Annotated in this window: 19 protein-coding genes, 1 tRNA gene and 1 pseudogene; 9 read left to right on the forward strand and 12 right to left on the reverse strand. The window is 71.4% G+C overall.

Annotation, left to right across the window (positions count from 1 at the left end):
• Positions 1 to 524: 524 nt before the first annotated feature.
• Entirely contained in the window at positions 525 to 1376 is an 852-nt protein-coding gene (locus F0L68_RS36685; RefSeq protein WP_149854514.1) for a TatD family hydrolase, read from the reverse strand.
• Positions 1373 to 3166, reverse strand: coding sequence for a methionine--tRNA ligase (gene metG / locus F0L68_RS36690; protein WP_149854515.1), 1794 nt, complete (start codon positions 3164 to 3166; stop codon positions 1373 to 1375). Before metG ends, F0L68_RS36685 begins: the two co-directional genes overlap by 4 nt.
• 73 nt (positions 3167 to 3239) lie before the next feature.
• Here metG and F0L68_RS36695 point away from each other — a divergent pair, with 73 nt between their 5' ends.
• The 4 genes from F0L68_RS36695 (at position 3240) to F0L68_RS36710 (ending at position 6539) form a co-directional block, all read left to right on the forward strand.
• Positions 3240 to 3878: a PadR family transcriptional regulator gene (locus F0L68_RS36695; RefSeq protein WP_149854516.1), complete on the forward strand. Its 639-nt coding sequence runs from the start codon at positions 3240 to 3242 to the stop codon at positions 3876 to 3878.
• 70 nt (positions 3879 to 3948) lie between these two features.
• On the forward strand, positions 3949 to 4719 hold the full coding sequence (locus tag F0L68_RS36700) for an ABC transporter ATP-binding protein (RefSeq protein ID WP_149854517.1): 771 nt from the start codon (positions 3949 to 3951) through the stop codon (positions 4717 to 4719).
• Positions 4720 to 4753: 34 nt separating this feature from the next.
• On the forward strand, positions 4754 to 5494 hold the full coding sequence (locus F0L68_RS36705; protein WP_223199466.1) for an ABC transporter permease: 741 nt from the start codon (positions 4754 to 4756) through the stop codon (positions 5492 to 5494).
• Between the two features lie 97 nt (positions 5495 to 5591).
• Entirely contained in the window at positions 5592 to 6539 is a 948-nt protein-coding gene (locus F0L68_RS36710) for a serine hydrolase (RefSeq protein WP_223199467.1), read from the forward strand.
• A 30-nt stretch (positions 6540 to 6569) separates the two neighbouring features.
• Here F0L68_RS36710 and rsmI read toward each other — a convergent pair whose 3' ends face one another.
• A complete protein-coding gene (gene rsmI, locus F0L68_RS36715) occupies positions 6570 to 7418 on the reverse strand; it encodes a 16S rRNA (cytidine(1402)-2'-O)-methyltransferase (RefSeq protein WP_149854518.1) in 849 nt (282 codons plus the stop codon).
• 63 nt (positions 7419 to 7481) lie between these two features.
• Here rsmI and F0L68_RS36720 point away from each other — a divergent pair, with 63 nt between their 5' ends.
• Positions 7482 to 9020 (forward strand): dolichyl-phosphate-mannose--protein mannosyltransferase, encoded by a 1539-nt coding sequence (locus F0L68_RS36720; protein WP_438672347.1) that lies wholly within the window; start codon positions 7482 to 7484, stop codon positions 9018 to 9020.
• Between the two features lie 7 nt (positions 9021 to 9027).
• Here the strand turns inward: F0L68_RS36720 and F0L68_RS36725 are convergent, their stop codons facing one another.
• The 6 genes from F0L68_RS36725 to F0L68_RS36750 form a co-directional block, all read right to left on the reverse strand.
• Positions 9028 to 10980: a serine/threonine-protein kinase gene (locus tag F0L68_RS36725; protein ID WP_149854520.1), complete on the reverse strand. Its 1953-nt coding sequence runs from the start codon at positions 10978 to 10980 to the stop codon at positions 9028 to 9030.
• Positions 10981 to 11363: 383 nt separating this feature from the next.
• Positions 11364 to 11436: transfer RNA gene (locus F0L68_RS36730), tRNA-Ala, on the reverse strand.
• 55 nt (positions 11437 to 11491) lie between these two features.
• A complete protein-coding gene (gene sepX, locus F0L68_RS36735; RefSeq protein ID WP_149854521.1) occupies positions 11492 to 12256 on the reverse strand; it encodes a divisome protein SepX/GlpR in 765 nt (254 codons plus the stop codon).
• Between the two features lie 162 nt (positions 12257 to 12418).
• On the reverse strand, positions 12419 to 13099 hold the full coding sequence (locus tag F0L68_RS36740; protein WP_149854522.1) for a GNAT family N-acetyltransferase: 681 nt from the start codon (positions 13097 to 13099) through the stop codon (positions 12419 to 12421).
• On the reverse strand, positions 13096 to 14319 hold the full coding sequence (gene glp / locus F0L68_RS36745) for a molybdotransferase-like divisome protein Glp (protein ID WP_149854523.1): 1224 nt from the start codon (positions 14317 to 14319) through the stop codon (positions 13096 to 13098). Before glp ends, F0L68_RS36740 begins: the two co-directional genes overlap by 4 nt.
• Positions 14320 to 14336: 17 nt before the next feature.
• Positions 14337 to 15227, reverse strand: coding sequence for a UTP--glucose-1-phosphate uridylyltransferase (locus tag F0L68_RS36750; protein ID WP_149854524.1), 891 nt, complete (start codon positions 15225 to 15227; stop codon positions 14337 to 14339).
• A gap of 38 nt (positions 15228 to 15265) precedes the next feature.
• Between F0L68_RS36750 and F0L68_RS36755 the strand changes: the two genes are divergently transcribed.
• Positions 15266 to 15880: a 5-formyltetrahydrofolate cyclo-ligase gene (locus F0L68_RS36755; protein ID WP_223199468.1), complete on the forward strand. Its 615-nt coding sequence runs from the start codon at positions 15266 to 15268 to the stop codon at positions 15878 to 15880.
• A 6-nt stretch (positions 15881 to 15886) separates the two neighbouring features.
• Positions 15887 to 16135: pseudogene (locus F0L68_RS45570) on the forward strand (FmdB family zinc ribbon protein); the annotation flags it as partial.
• A 14-nt stretch (positions 16136 to 16149) separates the two neighbouring features.
• Here the strand turns inward: F0L68_RS45570 and F0L68_RS45575 are convergent.
• Complete coding sequence (locus F0L68_RS45575; protein WP_438672348.1) at positions 16150 to 16368, reverse strand: hypothetical protein; 219 nt, start codon at positions 16366 to 16368, stop codon at positions 16150 to 16152.
• Positions 16369 to 16646: 278 nt separating this feature from the next.
• Between F0L68_RS45575 and F0L68_RS36765 the strand changes: the two genes are divergently transcribed.
• Together F0L68_RS36765 and mscL are read left to right on the forward strand one after the other, a co-directional pair.
• Positions 16647 to 17306 (forward strand): SAF domain-containing protein, encoded by a 660-nt coding sequence (locus F0L68_RS36765; RefSeq protein ID WP_223199469.1) that lies wholly within the window; start codon positions 16647 to 16649, stop codon positions 17304 to 17306.
• Between the two features lie 53 nt (positions 17307 to 17359).
• On the forward strand, positions 17360 to 17872 hold the full coding sequence (gene mscL, locus F0L68_RS36770; protein ID WP_149854526.1) for a large conductance mechanosensitive channel protein MscL: 513 nt from the start codon (positions 17360 to 17362) through the stop codon (positions 17870 to 17872).
• Positions 17873 to 18142: 270 nt separating this feature from the next.
• On the opposite strand, the gene F0L68_RS36775 is transcribed toward mscL, so the two are convergent.
• A complete protein-coding gene (locus tag F0L68_RS36775; protein ID WP_188317030.1) occupies positions 18143 to 18952 on the reverse strand; it encodes an LLM class flavin-dependent oxidoreductase in 810 nt (269 codons plus the stop codon).
• 112 nt (positions 18953 to 19064) lie between these two features.
• On the reverse strand, positions 19065 to 19238 hold the full coding sequence (locus tag F0L68_RS42845) for a hypothetical protein (RefSeq protein WP_188317031.1): 174 nt from the start codon (positions 19236 to 19238) through the stop codon (positions 19065 to 19067).
• Positions 19239 to 19257 lie beyond the last annotated feature (19 nt).

Raw genomic sequence — 19257 nt, forward strand, 5'->3', positions numbered from 1 at the left:
CACCTGGCGGGAAGCTCGGGTGATCCTCGGCGGGATATCCGGTGTTTAGCCACGTGTCAGTGGGGTAATCCGGCTCAACAGGGCGGTCCAGGAGACCAACAGCGGTGTGGCCTACCGGGGTGAACCAGTCGGTGGACTCGTTGAAGTGAGCCACCTGGCGGTCGAGACCACGGGGTGTGCCGCGTCCAGTCACAGGGTCGATACCTCCCGAAGGCGGAAGCCTCGCTTCACGCGCGCAGTGGGCGTTGCCGTGTCAGTCCATCGACGAGTTCTCGGCCACTCCCTGCGCGCCTTGGCGCGGCTTTCGTGCTCCGTACGCTCCGACTCCCGTAGCCAGCGTCATCTCGACCGGCAAACCTCACCGGACGACCCCGACGAACACTGACCTGACTGCGGGCCAACCAGGGACTCGGTATTCCCTGGTTCGATCACGGGACCGTAACGGAGGTCGCGAGGTTGCGCAAACACTCCGGCGAAGGTTGTGACGTCGGTCACTCCACTGTTGGAGTAACGGGATACCCCATTCACCGCAACGATCCCGGCTGCTCCGTCACCTGGCGAAGCTGAAACACCCGGTCAGCCGTACCGTTCACCGCGTTCGCGAGGTCAACGACCGCCATGCCGCGCAGGGCGGCGAGGTCACGCAGCGTGTACGCGGCGCAGTACGGCTCGTTCGGCCGCCCCCGGAACGGGTGGGGCGTGAGGAACGGCGCGTCGGTCTCGACCAACAGCTGATCGAGCGGCACCAGCGCCGCGGCCTCGCGCAGCGCCGCCGCGTTGCGGAAGGTCACGGTGCCGGCGAAGGACAGCACGTACCCCGCGTCGACGCACCGGCGGGCGAAGTCGGCGTCGCCGGAAAAGCAGTGGAAGACCACTGTGGACGGTGCGCCCTGTTCGGTCAGGATCCGCAGGATGTCCTCGTGCGCGTCCCGGTCGTGGATCATCAGCGGCTTCCCGACCCGCTTGGAAAGCTCGATGTGCCAACGGAAGGCGTCCTGCTGGGCGTCGTGCGGCGCGTAGTCCCAGTAGTAGTCCAGGCCGGTCTCGCCGATCGCCACGATCCTCGGCTGGGCGGCCAGCTCGGCCAGCTCGGCGCGGTCGGCGTCGCTGAACTCGGACGTGCGGGTCGGGTGTAGCGCGACCGCGCCGAACACCCGGTCGTCCCACGTGGACGCCCGCGCGACCCAGCGCGCGGAGGCGAGATCGTCGGCCACGGTGACCACCCTGGCGACCCCGACCGAGGCCGCCCGGTCCACCAGCTCCCGGACGTCCTCGGCGGTCTTCGCGCCGCAGGCGTCCAGGTGCGTGTGCGCGTCGACCACCGGCGCCGGCAGGAGCTCCGGCACCGGTGGTCGCTCTCCGTTGCGCTTACTCACTTCTCGATGGGAGCCCACTCGGGACCGGTCTCGCCAAGCTCGGGGTCGAGCTTGGCGAACAGCGGCGTCGGCTTGCCAAGCGGCCTGCCGACCTCGACCGGCGTGGACGCCCAGCTGGCCTGCTCGCCCGCGTAGTCGCCGGTCAGCACCGGGTACTCCCGCTCGGGCACGTCCAGGTCTGCGACCTCGCGCATCTCGGGCTGAGCCGCCCACACGCCGGAACCGCCGAGCAGCTCGTGCACCTGCTGGGCCGAGTGCGGCAGGAACGGCGTGAGCAGCGTGTTCGCGTCCTGCACGACCTGGAGCGCGGTGTGCAGGATGGTGTCCCTGCGCTCAGGGTCGTCCTTCTGCTTCCACGGCTCCTGGTCGGACAGGTAGCGGTTGGCCGCGCCGACGACCCTCATCGCCTCGCTCGCCGCCTGCTTGAACCGCGACCGCCGCAGGTGCCCGCCGACCAGGTCGAACGCGTTGCGGGACAACGCCTTCAGCTCCTCGTCGGCCGCGCGGGGCGCGGTCGGCCTCGGCACCGCACCGACGTTCTTCGCGGCCATCGAGACGGAGCGGTTGACCAGGTTGCCCCACTCGTTGGCCAGCTCGAAGTTGGTGCGCCGGACGAACTCGTCCCAGGTGAAGTCGGTGTCCTGGTTCTCGGGGCCCGCCACGGAGATGAAGTACCGCAGGCTGTCCGGGCCGAACTCGCGCAGGAAGTCGCGCACGTAGATCACCGTGCCGCGCGAGGTGGAGAACTTGGACCCGCTCATCGTGAGGAACTCGCTCGACACGACCTCGGTCGGCAGGTTCAGCGTGCCGAACTCGCCCGGCCTGCCGCCCTTGTCGCCGTGGCCGTTCTGGCCGAGCAGCAGCGAAGGCCAGATCAGCGAGTGGAAGACGATGTTGTCCTTGCCCATGAAGTAGTACCCCTGGGCGTCGGGGTCCTGCCAGAACGGCTTCCAGGCGTCCGGGTCGCCGCTGCGCCGCGCCCACTCGACGCTGGCGGACAGGTAGCCGATCACCGCGTCGAACCAGACGTAGAACCGCTTCATCGGCTGGTCGCGCCAGCCGTCCAGCGGGATCGGCACGCCCCAGTCCAGGTCCCTGGTGATCGCGCGCGGCCGCAGGTCGTCGAGCAGGTTCTGGCTGAACTTGAGGACGTTGGGCCGCCAGTCGGTCCGGCCGGACAGGTACGTGCCGAGCGCGTCGGTGAACGCGGGCAGGTCGAGGAACAGGTGCTCGGTCTCGACGAACTTCGGCGTCTCGCCGTTGATCCGCGACTTCGGGTTGATCAGGTCGACCGGGTCGAGCTGGTTGCCGCAGTTGTCGCACTGGTCGCCGCGCGCGCCGTCGTAGCCGCAGATCGGGCAGGTGCCCTCGATGTAGCGGTCCGGCAGGGTGCGGCCGGTGGACGGGCTGATCGCGCCCATCTGCGTCTTGGCCTGCACGTAGCCGTTGCGGTGCAGCGCCAGGAACAGCTCCTGGACCACCTTGTAGTGGTTGCCGGTGGTGGTGCGGGTGAACAGGTCGTAGGACAGGCCGAGGCCCTGGAGGTCCTCGGCGATCACGCGGTTGTACTTGTCCGCGAGTTGGCGAGTGGTCAGGCCCTCCTTGTCGGCCTGCACCGAGATGGGGGTGCCGTGCTCGTCGGTGCCGGACACCATGAGCACCCGGTGGCCGGACATACGCATGTAGCGGGAGAAGACGTCCGAGGGGACACCGAAGCCGGAAACGTGACCGATATGGCGGGGGCCGTTGGCGTAAGGCCAGGCCACCGCGGTCAACACGGGGGCGCTCATGGCCGCCTAGCCTACGGATGACCCCGAAGTCGGGTTTCCCCGGAGTCGGGTTTCGCGCTGAGTAGGAGGAGCGGTGTCGGCGACGCGTTTGCTGGTGCTCGGAATCATGCGCATGCACGGCAGGGCGCACGGCTACCAGGTGCGCAGAGACCTGCTGGCCTGGGGCGCGGACAAGTGGGCGAACGTGCAGCCCGGCTCGATCTACCACGCGTTGAAGAAGCTGGCCAAGGACGGACTGCTGACCCAGGTCGACCAGGAGCCCGGCGAGGCCGGACCGGACCGGACCGCCTACCGCCTCACCGAGGACGGCGAGACGGAGTTCCAGCTGCTGCTGAGCCGGCTGCTGTCCGACGCCGAGTGCGGCGCCGACGAGCTGAACGCCGCCATGTCCTTCCTGCCAGCGCTGCCGAGGCGGCACGCGATCGCGTTGCTGCGGCAGCGGACCGCGGGGCTGGCCGGCGTGCGGGCCGCCGTCGGCTTCGGGCTCGACAACGACCTCGGCAAGCCGCCGCACATCCGGGAGCTGTATCTGCTCTGGGAGGCGCAGGTGGCGTCGTCGTTGGCCTGGACCAACCGGCTGATCGAGACGCTGGAGTCCGGCGAGTACGTGATGGCGGACGACCCTGGCCACGCGTTCGGCAGTCCGCCGGCCGACGCTGCCAACGCGGCCGACACAGCCGACACAGCCGACACAGCCGACACAGCCAAGTAATCAAACTTGACTAACCGACTCTCGATCCGCCACGCTCCAGCTAGTCAAGTTTGACTACCTGGAGGTATTCGTGATCAAGGCACGCGGCCTGGCCCGCCGCTTCCAACTCAAGGGCAGCACGGTCGACGCCGTGCGCGGCGTCGACCTCGACGTCGACGCAGGCGAACTGGTCGGCTTCCTCGGCCCGAACGGCGCCGGCAAGACCACCACCCTGCGCATGCTCACCACGCTGCTCCGGCCGACCGAGGGCGAGGCGACGGTCGCCGGCCGCGACCTGCGCACCGACCCAGCGGGCGTCCGGCGGCGGATCGGCTATGTGGCGCAGGGCACCGGGGCCGGCATGGACCAGCGCGTCGGCGACGAACTGGTCCACCAGGGCGAGCTGTACGGGCTGACCTCGACCAAGGCCCGCGCCAAGGCGGGCTGGCTGCTCGACCAGCTGGACCTGGCCGGCCTCGCCGACCGCGACGCCGCCAGCCTGTCCGGCGGGCAGCGGCGGCGGCTGGACATCGCCATGGGCATCGTGCACGAGCCCGCCCTGCTGTTCCTCGACGAGCCGTCCACCGGCATGGACCCGCAGAGCCGCAGCAACCTCTGGGACCACATCCGCGCCCTGCGCGACGACCTCGGCGCCACGGTCTTCCTCACCACGCACTATCTGGACGAGGCCGACGCCCTGTGCGACCGGGTGCTGATCATCGACAACGGCAGGCTGGTCGCGCAGGGCACCCCGGACGAACTCAAAAACCAGGTCGCCGACCCGGCGCGACCGGACCGCCCGACCCTCGACGACGTGTTCCTCACCCTCACCGGCCGCGCCCTGCGCGACCCGGCCGCCTGACCCGATTCGATTCCGTTCGTCGAGAGGAAAGACCGTGATTCGCGAAACCAGGCTGGTGTTCGTCCGCGCGCTGCGGCCCATGCTGCGGAACCCGACCGTGATCGTCTTCGGGCTGTCCCAACCCCTGCTGTACCTCGTGCTGTTCGGCCCGCTGCTCGGCAGCGTCGGCGGCGCGTCCGGCAGCTCTTGGCAGTGGTTCGTGCCGGGACTGTTGGTGCAGCTCAGCCTGTTCGGCACCGCCTACGCCGGCTTCTCGCTGATCCCCGAGATCAGGTCCGGCGTGGTGGAGCGCATGCGCGTGACACCGGTCAGCCGCACCGCGCTGCTGTTCGGCCGGGTGCTCAAGGACGTCCTCGTACTCGTCGTCCAGGCCGCGCTGCTCACCGCGGCGGCCACCCTGTTCGGCTTCCGTGCCTCGGTGTGGGTCGTGCTGCTCGGCCTCGTGCTCATCGGCGTGCTCGGCGTCGCGGTCGGCGCGGCCTCCTACGCGCTGGCGCTCAAGCTCAGGCAGGAGTACGCCTTCGCGCCGGTCCTCGCCTCCACGGTGATCCCGCTGATGCTGCTGTCCGGCGTGCTGCTGCCGATGGACCGCGGCCCCGGCTGGCTCTACGGCCTGTCCAGGGCCAACCCGCTCGCCTACGTCGTGGAGGGCGAGCGCGCGCTGATGGCCGCCGACCTCGGCGGCAGGGCGCTCACCGGCGGCCTGGTCGCCGTCGCGTTGGTCGCGGTCTGCGCGTCCTGGGGCGTCCGCACCTTCCACCGCGAGAACGCCTGAGCAACCCGGCCGACCGGGCGCGACTACGTGTGGAGCGCCCGAAAAGTTGCTCGGCACGGCGATCAACATTTCGGGCCACCGCACAGTCTTTAACCGTGTGGGTGACACGAGATGGTGGCTGGGCGGGCTGGTGATCGGCGCCGTGACGGCGATGGCCCTCACGTGCACGGTGTTGGCACGGTCCACCGACGGCCCGGACGACTCCGTCGCGCTCGCGACGACGAACACCGCGAACACCGCGAACAGCAGGCCCCAGCCCGTCCAGCAGACCTCGCCGCCACCGTCCCAGGACAGGCCGTCGAGCGAGCCGAGCGGCCAACAGCAGTCCTCCCAGTCCTCGCAGTCATCCGCCGAGCAGGCGAAACCCAAGAGCCTCGGCGCGCTGGTCCGCGGCGGCCTCGTCGCCGCGGCCGTCTACGACCGAAGCACCGACCAGTTCGTGTACCAGGAGAACTCCACCAGGCGCTTCGAATCCGCCTCGCTGGTCAAGTTGCTGATCGCCCTCGACGCCCTGAACCGGGCCAGCGGCGACGACGGGCGCGTCGCGCGGATGCTGTCCTACAGCGACGACGACATCGCCAGCGAGCTGTGGAGCGACAACGGCGGCCCGAGCATCGTCACGCGCTGGGCCACCAAGATCGGGCTCACCGGCACCAGGCCGCCCGCCGACCCGAACCAGTGGGGCGACACGACGACCACCGCCGAGGACGTCGTCGCGATCTACCGGTACCTCCTCGGCACCGCCTCGCACGGCACCCGCGACGTGATCGTGAAGGCCCTGAGCGGCGCCGCGTCGTCCGGAGCGGACGGCTTCGACCAGACCTTCGGCATCCCCGACGCCGTCGGGGCGATCCCGTGGGCGATCAAGCAGGGCTGGGCCTGCTGCTCGCCGGACCGCGTGCTGCACTCCACCGGCCTGCTCGGCAAGGACGAGCGCTACATCCTGGTCGTGCTCACCTCGCGCCCGCAGTCGCTCGGCTGGGCGGACTCCCGCGCGCAGGTGACCAGGATCGTCGAGTCCCTGGTGCCCCTGGTCTCGTCCTAGGACCTGGCGCCCCTGGTCTCGCCATAGGAGCTAACGCGCCGCCAGCACCGCGTCGTACAGCGTCTTCTTGCTGACCCCGGCCGCCTCCGCGACCTCGGCGGCGGCGGCCTTCATCCGCTCCCCGTCCTCGACCCGCTGCCGCACCTCGGCCACCAGCGTGGCCAGGTCGGCGCCCGGCGCGGCGGGGGCCGCGCCCTCCAACACCACGGTGATCTCGCCGCGCACGCCGTCGGCCGCCCACTCGGCCAGCTCGGCCAGGCCGCCCCTGCGCACCTCTTCATACGTCTTGGTCAGCTCCCGGCACACCGCGGCCCGGCGATCCGGGCCGAGCACCGCGACGGCGTCCGCGAGCGTGTCCGCGAGGCGGTGCGGGGACTCGAAGAACACGCACGTCCTCGGCTCGGCCTCCAGCCCGGCGAACCACCGCCGCCGCTCCCCCGACTTGCGTGGCGGGAAGCCCTCGAAGCAGAACCGGTCGCAGGGCAGCCCCGAGACGGCCAGCGCGGTGGTCACCGCGGACGGGCCCGGCAGGCAGGTGACCGGCAGGTCCTCGGTGATGCACGCGGCGACCAGGCGGTAGCCGGGATCGGACACGCTCGGCATGCCGGCGTCGGTCACCAACAGGACCGTCGAGCCGCCGTGCATCGCCTCGATGAGCCCGGGCAGCCTTGCCGACTCCACCGCGTCGTAGAAGCTGACCACCCGCCCGCCTGGGCTGACGCCGAGCGCGGCGGCCAACGACCGCAGCCGACGGGTGTCCTCGGCGGCCACGATGTCGGCGTCGGCCAACGCCTCGACGAGCCGCGTCGAGGCGTCCTTCGAATCGCCGAGCGGGGTGGCGGCCAGCACGAGGCGGCCCGATCCAGATACAGGACTCACACTGTGCACCCTACGATCGACCGCGTGAGTGTCGTCGCGCCGCTGTCAACAGACCCCGATGGAGTGGTCGCCGTCGGCGAGCTGCCACCGACCGAGCCGCCGACGGGCACCGACCCGATCGAGCGCCTCGACCCCCCGGTGCGGGCGAACCGCCTGCGCGGCTGGGCGGTGACGCTCACGATCTCCCTGCTCGGCGGCCTGATCAGGTTCTGGAACCTGGGCTTCCCCACCGACAAGGGCACGCCCATCTTCGACGAGAAGCACTACGTGCCGCAGGCGTGGCAGGTGCTGCGCAACGGCGGGTACGAGGACAACGCGGGCTACGAGCTGGTCGTGCACCCGCCGCTCGGCAAGCAGCTGATCGCGATCGGCGAGTGGATGTTCGGCTACGACGGCTGGGGCTGGCGGTTCAGCTCGGCGGTCGCTGGCACGCTGTGCATCCTGCTGGTGGTGCGAATCGCGCGCAGGATGACGCGGTCGGACCTGCTCGGCGCGATCGCGGGCATCCTGCTGATCTGCGACGGCGTCAGCCACGTGCAGTCGCGGATGGGGATGCTCGACATCTTCATCGCGCTGTTCGTCGTCATGGCGTTCGGCTGCCTGCTGGTCGACCGGGACCAGGTGCGCGCCAGGCTGGCCGTCGCGGTCCGCGAGGGCTGGCTGGACACCTCGCCGTTCGGTCCGCGCCTCGGTTTCCGCTGGTGGCGGTTCGCCGGCGGCGTCTCCGTCGGCCTCGCCTGCTCGATCAAGTGGTCCGGTGTCTGGTACATCGTGGCGTTCGGGCTGCTCAGCGTGCTGTGGGACGCCACGGCCCGGCGCGCGGCAGGCGTGCGGCGGCCGTGGGTCGGCACGATCGCCAGGGACGTGCTGCCGGCGCTGTGGGCGCTCGCCCTGCTGCCCGTGCTGGTCTACCTGGGCACCTGGTGGGCGTGGTTCGCCAGCGAGACCGGCGTCGACCGGCACGCCGTCGGCTCGAAGATCGGCGTCGACTCGACGTTCGGTTTCGTGCCGGACGCGCTGCGCTCGCTCTGGTTCTACAGCGGCAACGTGCTGGACTTCCACGAGCACCTGGTCACCTCGGCGACCAACCGGCACCCGTGGGAGTCCAAGCCGTGGACGTGGCCGATGGGCCTGCGGCCGATGCTCTACTACTACGAGGGCAGCACCACCGGCTGCGGCCAGACCAGCTGCGTCGGCGCGACCATGCTGATCGGCACCCCGGCCATGTGGTGGCTGGCGTTCCCGATGCTGGCCTGGTCGCTGTGGCGGTCGATCTTCCGGCTGGACTGGCGCTACGTCGCGGTGCTCGTCGGCTACGGCGCTGGCCTGCTGCCGTGGTTCCTCAACGTCGACCGGCAGATGTACTTCTTCTACGTCACGCCGATGGCGCCGTTCCTGGTGCTCGGCCTGACCCTGATCCTCGGGCAGCTGCTCGGCAAGGCGCGGGCAGGTGCTGAGCGGCGCGGCACCGGCCTGCTCGCCGTCGCCCTCTATGTCGGCCTGGTCGCCGCGAACTTCGTGTGGCTGTGGCCGATCCTCAACGGCGACCCGATCACCGCGGACCAGTGGCAGGCCGAACTCTGGCTGCCCTCCTGGCGCTAGGCCCCGGCTACATCGCCGGCTTGGTCGGCGGCTCCACCCGCTTCGTCGAGGGCTCGACCCGCTTCGTCGGCGGCTCCGGCCGCGCCATGATCGTGGTGACCGGGCCCTCCGTGGTCACCCCGGCGTGCGCGAGCCAATTGCCAAGGTCCGCGCGCACCATCGCCAACGTCGGCCGGCGGGCCGGGTCGGGGTCCAGCGCCGCGAGCAGCAGCCGGTGGTGCGCGCTGCGCCGAGGCAGCTCGGTGTTGGGCTGGCCCTGCGCGGCCGCCATCAGCGCCGACATCGGGTTGTCCCGCTCGCCCCTTGGCGGCCGACCGCTGAGGGCGTAGCTGACGGTCGCGGCGAGCTGCCAGGCGTCGGAAGCCGGGTTGGCCGACTCGCCCCGCGCCGTCTCCGGCGAGAGGAAGTCCGGGGTGCCCATCATCATGCCGGCCGCCGTGAGCGTGCTGTCGCCCTTGGCCCGCGCGATGCCGAAGTCGATCAGGTGCGCGGAGCCTGCGCCGTCGACGATCACGTTGGACGGCTTGACGTCCCGGTGCAGCACGCCCTGCTCGTGCGCGGCGGTCAGCGCGTCGGCCATCGTCGCCCAGAGCCGCGCGGCGAACGTGTCGGCCAACACGCCGGAGTCGCGCACCACGTCGGACAGCGGTCGCCCCTCGACGTACTCCATCACCAGCGCCAGCCCGTCGGCTTCCTCGACGATGTCGTAGACCCGCACGCAGTTGGGGTGGTGCACCTTGGCCAGCGCGCGGGCCTCGCGCAGCATCCGCTGCTCGGTGTCCGCGTCGGGCGCGTGCGCGAGCTTCACCGCGACCGTGCGGTCGAGCTGGGTGTCCATCGCCAGCCACACCGTGCCGAAGCCGCCCCGACCGAGCTGCCGCAGCCGCCGGAACCGCCCACCGGCCTGGTTCCAGATCGCAGTGGGCCCGTTGCCAGCGCCGGGCCCTGGCCCGTGCTGACCCGACGGCATCGCCGCGCCGGCCAACCCGAACGGCAGCGGCCCCGGCGTGTCGGCCAGCTTGCTCGGCGGCGCGGCGCGGGTCGGCGGCGGCACCGGCGGCAAACCCGCCACCCTGGTGGGCGGATACTGCGGCCGCTGGTACGCCGGCGGCGGCTGCTGCACCGGCGGCCGATACGGCGGCAACTGCTGCTGCTGAGCCTGTTGCTGCTGAGCCAAGGCCTGCGACTGAGCCTGCCCCTGCCCAACCTCCCGATGAGCCTCCGCAGCCGACCCGCCCCCAGCGCCGGCTCCCGCCTCTGGCCGCTCCTTCTCCCGGCTCGACGACCGGTTCAGCGCCGCGGTGCTGAGCCCGAACAACCGAACCACCAGCGAACCCAACGCGGTGACCGGGAAGAACCCGAGCAGCAGGTGGCCGACCACAGTGACCGGAAGCTGGAACGTGAGCAGCAGGAACACCGCGAACGGTGGCCAGTACAGCCACCGGGGCCACCGCGCGCCCAACCGAAAGGCGGATCCGGCCTGCATCATCACGAACAACAGGCAGAGCAGCGCGAGCACGGCCGTGATCACACCCAGCGTCAGGTACAGGCCGCGTTCCGACGAGCCGGTGACCACCCGCCCGAAGTTGGGACTGATTGCGAGGTAGTCGCCCTGACTGACGAAGAAGCAGGGCTTGCTCTGCATGCTGCCGAGTCCGCTCAGCGGGCTGGCGCGCGGATTCAGCGCCCCGCTGCGCAGGGCGTCCGCCACGCCGGTGAACAGCACCAGCGGCAACGCGAACGTGCTGCCCAGCCCGAAGACCGCGAACAACAGCCCGGCGACCACGCCGTAGGTGTTCCCGTTGATCCGGCGCACCACCAGCGCGGCCAGCGCGCCGAGGGTCGGCAACAACCCGATGATCGCGCCGGCCGCCGTCGTGGTCCATGCCCAGTCCCCTGGACACAGGTTCGCCCCGAACGTCCCATGCAGCCACGAGAGCAGCCACTCCGCGAGCTGCACGCCCCCACACTCCCTCCTGAGCCCCCACCCGGTAAGGCCCCGCCCCGCACAGTCCTCTGGAGAGAAGCCGACCCCAGCCTAGGCGAGCCCGCTCCCCAGGTCTCCGATCTAGACCCCACCTGTCACAAAACCGACGAGAACATCAACAGGAGCAACCAAACCCCGCCCCAGATACGCCCCACATAAACACCACCAGCAAACCCCGGCAGAACCCACAGGGCGAGCGAAGCGAAGCCACCGGTTCAGAAAGAACTCGCACCGTGGTTCGGGGGTCCAGGGGGCGGAGCCTCCCTGGCTGGGGGTTTGGGGGTTCGACCCCCAAAAGACACGACGAAGAGAGCCCTGTTTGCGCTTTCCGCAAACAGGGCTCTCCCACGAACGAGTGGAGCTGCGGGGAATCGAACCCCGGACCTTCTCGATGCGAACGAGACGCGCTACCAACTGCGCTACAGCCCCTTGCTCAGTGCGGAGCAAGCATATCAGGGCTGAGGGGGTGCTTTGCGCACCCCCCTCATTCGCCCACCGCGCGCCGGTAGGGGCGCTCGGCCGTGCCCTCCAGCTCGACGAACACCGGGTCCTCGTCGTCGAGGTCGACCACGACGGTGCCCGGCCTCGGCTGCGGCGCTGGCGCGACGGCTCCCCTCGGCGCGACCACGGGCTCCGGTGCCGGCTCGTGCTCGACCTCGCTGTAGTGGTGCGCCTGGCCCGCAGACTGGCGACGCCGTGCCCCGGCGAGCCTGGCCTGCCGCCGGTCGCGGATGTCCTCCTCGATGCGCACCTGCCGACGCAGGTACACGAGGTAGCCGACGAGCAGCACGTCCGTCGCGGCGTGCGCCCACCACAGCATCGGCATCACGAGCCCGGCGGCGAGCGCGCTGCCGATCGCGGCGAGCAGCATCAGCAGGACCATGCGCTGCCGGAAGGCGTACTTCGCCCGCGCGACGAGCGCGGCCGTCTCCGGATCGAAGCCACCCCGGCCCGGCCGGAACGGCCGTTCGTCCAGTTCCTCTTCGGAGAACTCGTCCTCCGCGTCGAAACGATCGTCGACCGGATCGGCACGCCGATCCGCCGCTGTCAGCTCTGTGTCGGGCTCCCCGGCATCAGGCATGGCGAACTCCTCCTCCACCGTGCCGCTGGCATCTCCGCTACGCACGACCCTTGCGGCCAACGCGGAGTCCGCAGTCCTCGCGACCTCCTGCCGCCTGCGCGCCACCATGGGAACGAGGACGACAAGCCAAGCCACGACGAGCGCGACGACGATCAATGAGCTCGGCAAGTTCCTCACCTCCCCCGAGCTGCGGACGGCACAAACGCTGCGCTTGCCACGCTAGTCACAACAGTCACACTGGTGTCGGAGGCACGCCGGGCCCGGCAGGTACCAAAGTGTGCTCTAGGACCCACTTTCGGGGGTACCGCTTGCGTCAGTCGGCCGTTTCCGTCACGGGAATCGGGCGCGTCCCGCCGCGACCAACCGGCCTACCAGCCCGTCCACCGCCTCCTCCGCCGTGATGGCCAGACAGAGATGGTCCCGCCAGTCGCCGGCGACGTCCATGTAGCCACGGAACAAACCCTCCTCGCGGAAACCGGCCTTGGCCAGTACCCGAAGGCTCGCGGTGTTCTCCGGCCGCACGGTCGCCTCGAGCCGATGCAGCCCCGCTGCGGCGAAACAGTGGTCGACGACGAGCGCGACGGCGGCCGTCGCCACGCCGCCCCGCACCCTGCCGCTGGCCACCCAGTAGCCGATCCAGGCCGAGCGCAGCGATCCGCGCAGCACGTTGCCGACGGTGATCTGGCCGGCGAGCTGACCGTCCACAGTGATCACGAACGGCAACGCCTGCCCGCGCCTGGCCAACGCGCGCAACGAGGACCACTGCGCGGGCCAGGACAGCACGGTGTTGCGTTCCTCCCAGCCGTCCGGCGCGGTCGGCTCCCAGTTCTCCAGGTGTGTCCTGTCCCGCAACCTGGTTCGGCTCCACGCGCCGCCGTCGAACAGCCTCGGCGGGCGCAGCGCCACCGTGCCGGCGTCGACCTCCAACGGCCCGAGCGTGACCGGCCAACCGGGATGCCGGCTCGGCAGCGCGTCGGCCGATGGCCCCGCGCCGCGCGCTGGTCGGCTCATCCGCGCTGCGCGAGGAAGCTCACCTGTGCCTGTTCCCCCGCCGCCATCTCCGTGACGTCCTCGTCGACCAGGATCAGGCAGTTGGCCTCGGCCAACGAGGCGAGCAGGTGCGAGCCGGACGTGCCGAGCGGCTGCGCCAGGTACTCGCCGGTGTCGGTGTCCCGCAACAGCTGGCCGCGCAGGAAACCCCTGCGCCCCTTGGTGGAGGACACCGGGGACAGCAGGCGCGCGCTCACCACGCGGCGGTGCGGGTTCCGCTTGCCGAGCGCCGCCCTGATCAGCGGGCGCACCAACACCTCGAAGACGACCAGCGCGCTCATCGGGTTGCCTGGCAACAGGAACGTCGGCACCGCGTCGGGACCGAGCCGGCCGAAGCCCTGCACGGAACCCGGGTGCATGCCGACGCGGGTGACGTCGATGTCGCCGAGGTCGGCCAGCGCGGACCGGACGTCGTCGCCCGCCGAGCCGCCGACCCCGCCTGCCACCACCACGATCTCCGACAGCAGCAACCGTCCCTCGACGACCTCGCGGAGCCGGGTGGTGTCGCTGCTGAGGATGCCGACCCTGCTGACCTCGGCGCCCGCGTCGCGCGCGGCGGCGGCCAGCGCGTAGGAGTTGACGTCGTAGACCTGGCCCTGACCGGGCGTGCGGTCGACGTCGACGAGTTCCTCGCCGACCGACACCACCGACACCCGTGGCCTCGGGTGCACCAGCACCTTGCTGCGGCCGACCGCCGCGAGCAGGCCGACCTGCGCCGAGCCGATGGCGGCGCCCCTGCGCACCGCGACGTCGCCGGTCTGCACGTCCTCGCCGGTGCGGCGGACGAACGCCGCCGACGGCACCGGGCGCTGCACCGTGACCTTCGCCTGGTGGCCGTCGGTGTAGCCGAGCGGAACGACGGCGTCGGCCAGCGTCGGCAGCGGAGCTCCGGTGACGACCCGCACCGCCTGGCCGGGCTGCAACCGCCGCGGCTGGCGGGAACCGGCGGCGATCTCACCCACGACGGGGAGCTGCACCGGTTCCTCGGCGGCGCTCTGCACGTCCACGCTGCGCACCGCGTAGCCGTCCACGGCCGCCTGGTCGAACCCCGGCAGGGCGCGTTCGGCCACGACCTCCTCGGCGCACAGCAGTCCCTGCGCCTCGGAGATGGCCACCCTGACGGGGGCTGGCCGGACCGCGGCGCCGATCACCCGAGCAAGCTGCTCGTCTACTGACCTCATTGCTGACCTCGTTGCGCTCAGGAGTTGTCGAGGCGATCCCGCAACCACTCCCGTAGGGATGGCCCGTAGTCGGGGTGCTCGAGTGCGAAGTCAACCGCAGCTCGGAGGAAACCTCCCGGATTGCCCAGGTCGTGTCGCCCACCTCGGTGGACCACGACGTGCACGGGATGGCCCTCGGCGATGAGCAGTGCGATCGCGTCGGTGAGCTGCAACTCTCCGCCAGCGCCCGGCGTGATTCGCCGAAGCGCGTCGAAGATCGCCCGATCGAGCAGGTAGCGGCCGGCCGCGGCGTAGGTGGACGGCGCGTCCTCCGGCTTGGGCTTCTCGACCATGCCCTTGACGCCGAGCACGTCGTCGGTGTCGGTCGGCTCCACGTCGAACACGCCGAACGGGGAGATCAGCTCGCGCGGGATGTCGAAGGCGCACAGCACGGTGCCGCCGAGCCGCGCGCGCACCTCGGCCATCCTGGTCAGCACGCCGGTCGGCAGCACAAGGTCGTCGGGCAGCAGCACCGCGACGGCCTCGTCCTCGTCGGTGAGGTTCGGCTCGGCGCAGCCGACGGCGTGGCCGAGGCCGAGCGCCTTGTCCTGGATGGCGGTCTCGACCTCGAGCAGGTTCGGCGCGCGCCTGACCTTCTCGAGCAGGTCCGTCCTGCCCCGCTCGTCGAGCGTGCGCTCGAGCTCCGGCTGCGGCCGGAAGTACTCGGCGACGGCCTCCTTGCCCGGCGAGGTGACGATCACCAGGCGGCGGGCGCCTGCCTGGGCCGCCTCGGTGGCCACCAGCTCGATTCCCGGGGTGTCCACCACCGGGAGCAGCTCTTTCGGCACGGCCTTGGTGGTGGGCAGGAACCGGGTGCCAAGTCCGGCCGCGGGCACGATGGCTGTGTGGAACGCGCTCGTCGAGCTCATGGCTGACGAGCCTATCCGCGAGCATAGAGTCACCCGACGTGACGTTGCCCGAGGACGCGGAGCGCGCCGCGCGCAAGGCCGAAACCCGCACGCGCCTGCTCGCGGCGCGCAGGGCGGTGCCCGCCCCGGTACGGGCGCGGGAGGCCGCCGAGCTGACGCGGATCGCGCTGGGCGCGCTCGGCGCTTTCGGTGTTTCTCCTGGTGACACGGTGTGCGGTTACCTCCCGGTCGGCACCGAACCCGGCTCGGCCGCACTGCTGGACGGGCTGCGCGCGGCGGGCTGCCGGGTGCTGCTGCCCGTCGTGGTGGGGGCCGCGCCGCTGGACTGGGCCGAGTACACCGGGCCGGACGGGCTGCGGCCGGGGCCGCACGGGCTGCGCGAGCCGTCCGGCGCGACGCTCGGGCCGTCCTCGGTCGGGCTGGCCGCCCTGGTGCTGGTGCCGGCGCTGGCCGTGGACCGCGCAGGGGTACGGCTGGGCAGGGGCGGCGGCCATTACGACCGCTCGCTGCCGCTGGCTCGGCCGGACACGCCGCTGGTCGCCGTGGTGCGGTCGGCCGAGCTGGTGGCCGAGCTGCCGGCCGAGCCGCACGACGTCCGGATGACCGCCGCGCTCACGCCAAGCGGCCTGCACGCGCTCGGACGACCTCGCTGACCTGCGATGTTTGCGCGTTTGCCACAAGCTGACGCATTATCGTCCTGGCACTCTCTAGGTCAGAGTGCCAACCCACTGATACTCGCGGGAGAAATCCCCGCGAAGGGAGCGACCGTGCCGACCTATCAGTACGCCTGCACCGAGTGCGACTACCGCTTCGAGGCGGTGCAGTCGTTCTCGGACTCATCGCTGACCGAATGCCCCCAGTGCTCGGGCAAGCTGCGGAAGCTCTTCGGCGCGGTGGGCATCGTCTTCAAGGGCAGCGGGTTCTACCGCACCGACAACCGCGCCGGCAGCAGCGCCAGCACCACCGGCGGCGCGCCGAAGGAGTCGAGCTCGGCGAGCACCGGTTCCTCCGGTGACTCCGGCAGCAGCTCGAAGTCGACCGAGTCGTCCTCGACCTCGTCTTCGTCGTCTTCGACGTCGTCTTCGTCCTCGACCTCGTCGTCTTCGTCCAGCGCGCCGGCCGCCGCCGCGTCCTGACCCACCGAGGTCCACGCACGGGTGCCCCGACGGGGTACCCGTGCAGGCGCACGGGGTTCCGCAGGCCCAAAGCCCTGCCAACGTCCGTCCCCACATCTCACCCGAACGTGGACTAGACACACCCTGACCAGGCCAAATGGCCTCGTGCCGGCCGAGTTGTCCACAACACCCCCAGCTGTCCACAGTTCGCCCGAGCCCGCTGGCCCGCCCTCCCCTCCCGCCCTAACGTCGCCCCTGTTGATCACGCCGTCCCACCAGGACGGCTGGAGCAGGGGAGCCTGAGATGAGACGGGAAAGCCACACGCTTGCGCCGCTGCTGCGCGGGCGCATCCGAGCGCTGACGGAGGGCCGCCTGGCCGCCGCCACCGCGCTGCGCCGGTTGGTCGCCGGCCTGCTGACGCTGCTGGCTGCGGTGCTGGCCCTGTGGCCCGGCCACGTCGACGCGGTGGCGCGGTCCCCGGTGCTGCTCGCCGCCCACGACCTGACCGCCGGCCAAACGCTGGCCGCTGCCGACCTCCGGCTTGCCACGCTGCCGAGTCCCGCCCTGCCCGCCGGCGCGCTCACCGAGCTGCCCTCGGCGCTGGGCCGGGTGCTGGCCGGCGCGGCGCGAAGCGGCGAGCCGCTCACCGACGTGCGGCTCGTCGGCGTCGAGAACACTCGGCTGACCAGCGCGGATCCTGGTTCGGTCGCGGTCCCGGTTCGGCTGGCCGACCCCGGGGTCGCCGAGTTACTGCGGCCGGGAAGTCACGTCGACGTGGTGGGCAACACCGCGCACGGGCAGGGCGAGGCGCTGGCCGCCGACGCCGTGGTCATCACCGTCCGCTCCGGCGCGCACACCTCCGCCGACCGGGGCCAGCTCGTGGTGCTCGCCGTGCGCGCGGCCGTGGCGACACGGGTCGCCGCCGCGTCACTGGAGGAGTCGGTAACAGTTACCCTCCGCTAGCGAGAGTGGCCAGGATGGCCCACCCCGCCATCCCCTGCACCGAGGAGTTAGCTGTGTTGAAGGGCTTTCGAGACTTCCTGATGCGCGGGAACGTCATCGACCTGGCGGTGGCCGTGGTCATCGGCACCGCCTTCACCGCCATCGTGACAGCCATCACGAAGAGCCTGATCCAGCCGATCATCGACGCGATCGGCCCTTCGGGCAGCGGCGCGCTCGGCCCGAAGATCGGCACCAGGGCCGACGGCACGCCGATCGTGATCGACTTCGGTGCGGTGCTCACCGCGGCGATCAACTTCCTGATCGTCGCGACGGTCGTCTACTTCGTGTTCGTGCTGCCCGTCAACGCGATCAAGGAGCGCCGCGCCCGCGGCCAGCAGGCCGGCCCGCCCGACCCGACGGACACCGAACTGCTCGCCGAGATCCGCGACCTGCTCCGCGAGCAGCGACAGGAGGGTTTCACCGGCCATCGCCAGGACCCCCGTGGCCCGCAGCAGGGCTACGGACCCCAGCACGGCATCACCGACCCGCGCCAAGACCCCCGCCAGGACCCTCGGCAGGGCCGCTGACCCGACCCCCGACGCGATCGCTGACCTGACCCCCGACGCTACGGTCGACGGGTCACCACGCGACGCTGCCGTCGACGCAGGTCGCTTCGCGACGTCGACCGCAGGTCACGACGCGGCCGCCGAGCCGCGCCGTGACCTGCGGATCAAGAACGCGGCGGGATCGGCTGCCAGCTCACGCCCGTGCGCCTTGTGGGCCGCTGACAGGTCACGCCCGTGCGCCTTGTAGGCGCCGACAGCTCACGTCGATTCGCTGTGTGCGCGGCTGACGGCTCACGCCAGGGCGCGGCGGACGTTCGCGGCGAACTCGTAGTCGGGTCGCCAACCCGCTCCGGTCGGCGCGAGGATCACCCGCTCCGCGCCCGCGGCGGCGTAGGCGGACAACTGCGCGGCGGCACGCCCAGGGTCGGTGTCCAGGGCGGGCGCGACCACCGTCGCGCGCGGGCCGGTCCTGCCGCGCGCAGCGGCGAGCCCGGCCAGTTCCGTCACGCCGGCGGCGACCTCGTCGGGGGAAAGTCCGATGGGGATCCAGCCGTCGCCGTGCGCGGCTGCGCGGCGCATCGCCTTGGGCCCCGTGCCGGCGACGAGCACGGGCGGCATGGCCGAGCCGGGGGCGAGCGTCACTTCCAGGCCGTCCTCCAGCACGCTGGCCCGCCCGGCGACCAGGTCGGGCAGCACCCGCAGGGCCTCGTCGGTGCGCCGGCCGCGGTCCTCGAAGGAGGCGCCGGCCGCGCGCCAGCCGATGTCACCGTGCGCGGGGTTGCCGGTGCCCACCCCGAGAGCGAGCCTGCCGTCGGACAGCTGTTGCAGCGTGCTGATCTGCTTCGCCGCCCAGGCCACCGGCCGCAGCGCCAGCAGCAGCACGCCGTAACCGATCTTCAGCCGCTCGGTCACCGCCGCCGCGGTGGCCAGCGCCACCGTGCTGTCCAGCATTGGGGCTGAGGCGATCAGGTGGTCGGTGGACCAGACCGACTCGAGCCCGGAGTCCTCGGCGAACCGAGCGCTCGCACGGACATCGCCAGCGACCGGTTGCCCGGGTCCCGGCGCGGAGGTCGGCAGGAATACACCTATTTCGATGGTCACGTCTGAGGCCAACGGGCGTCGGCTCGGTTGTGTTCCCGACTGCCGACCAACTCAGCGAGTTGTGTTCGGGCCGGTCAACCGCCGCTCGGCCCGCGATCGAGGGTCGTCGAACTCACCCGCCGTGGTGCGGCGGGCGGTTCTCCCGGTACCAGGCCTCGACGTCGCGGGCGGCGGGGTCCGGCTGGTCGCGCTCGTCCGAGGTGGTGTCCGGCAACACCTCGCCGAACACCTCGGCCAGCCGACGCCGTCGCGCGCGTTCGTCGCTGTCGCTGCGCTCGGGGTCCATGGCACCCAGTATCCCAGGA

Origin of the sequence: Solihabitans fulvus (assembly GCF_008386585.1) — a bacterium.
GTDB lineage: Bacteria > Actinomycetota > Actinomycetes > Mycobacteriales > Pseudonocardiaceae > Solihabitans > Solihabitans fulvus.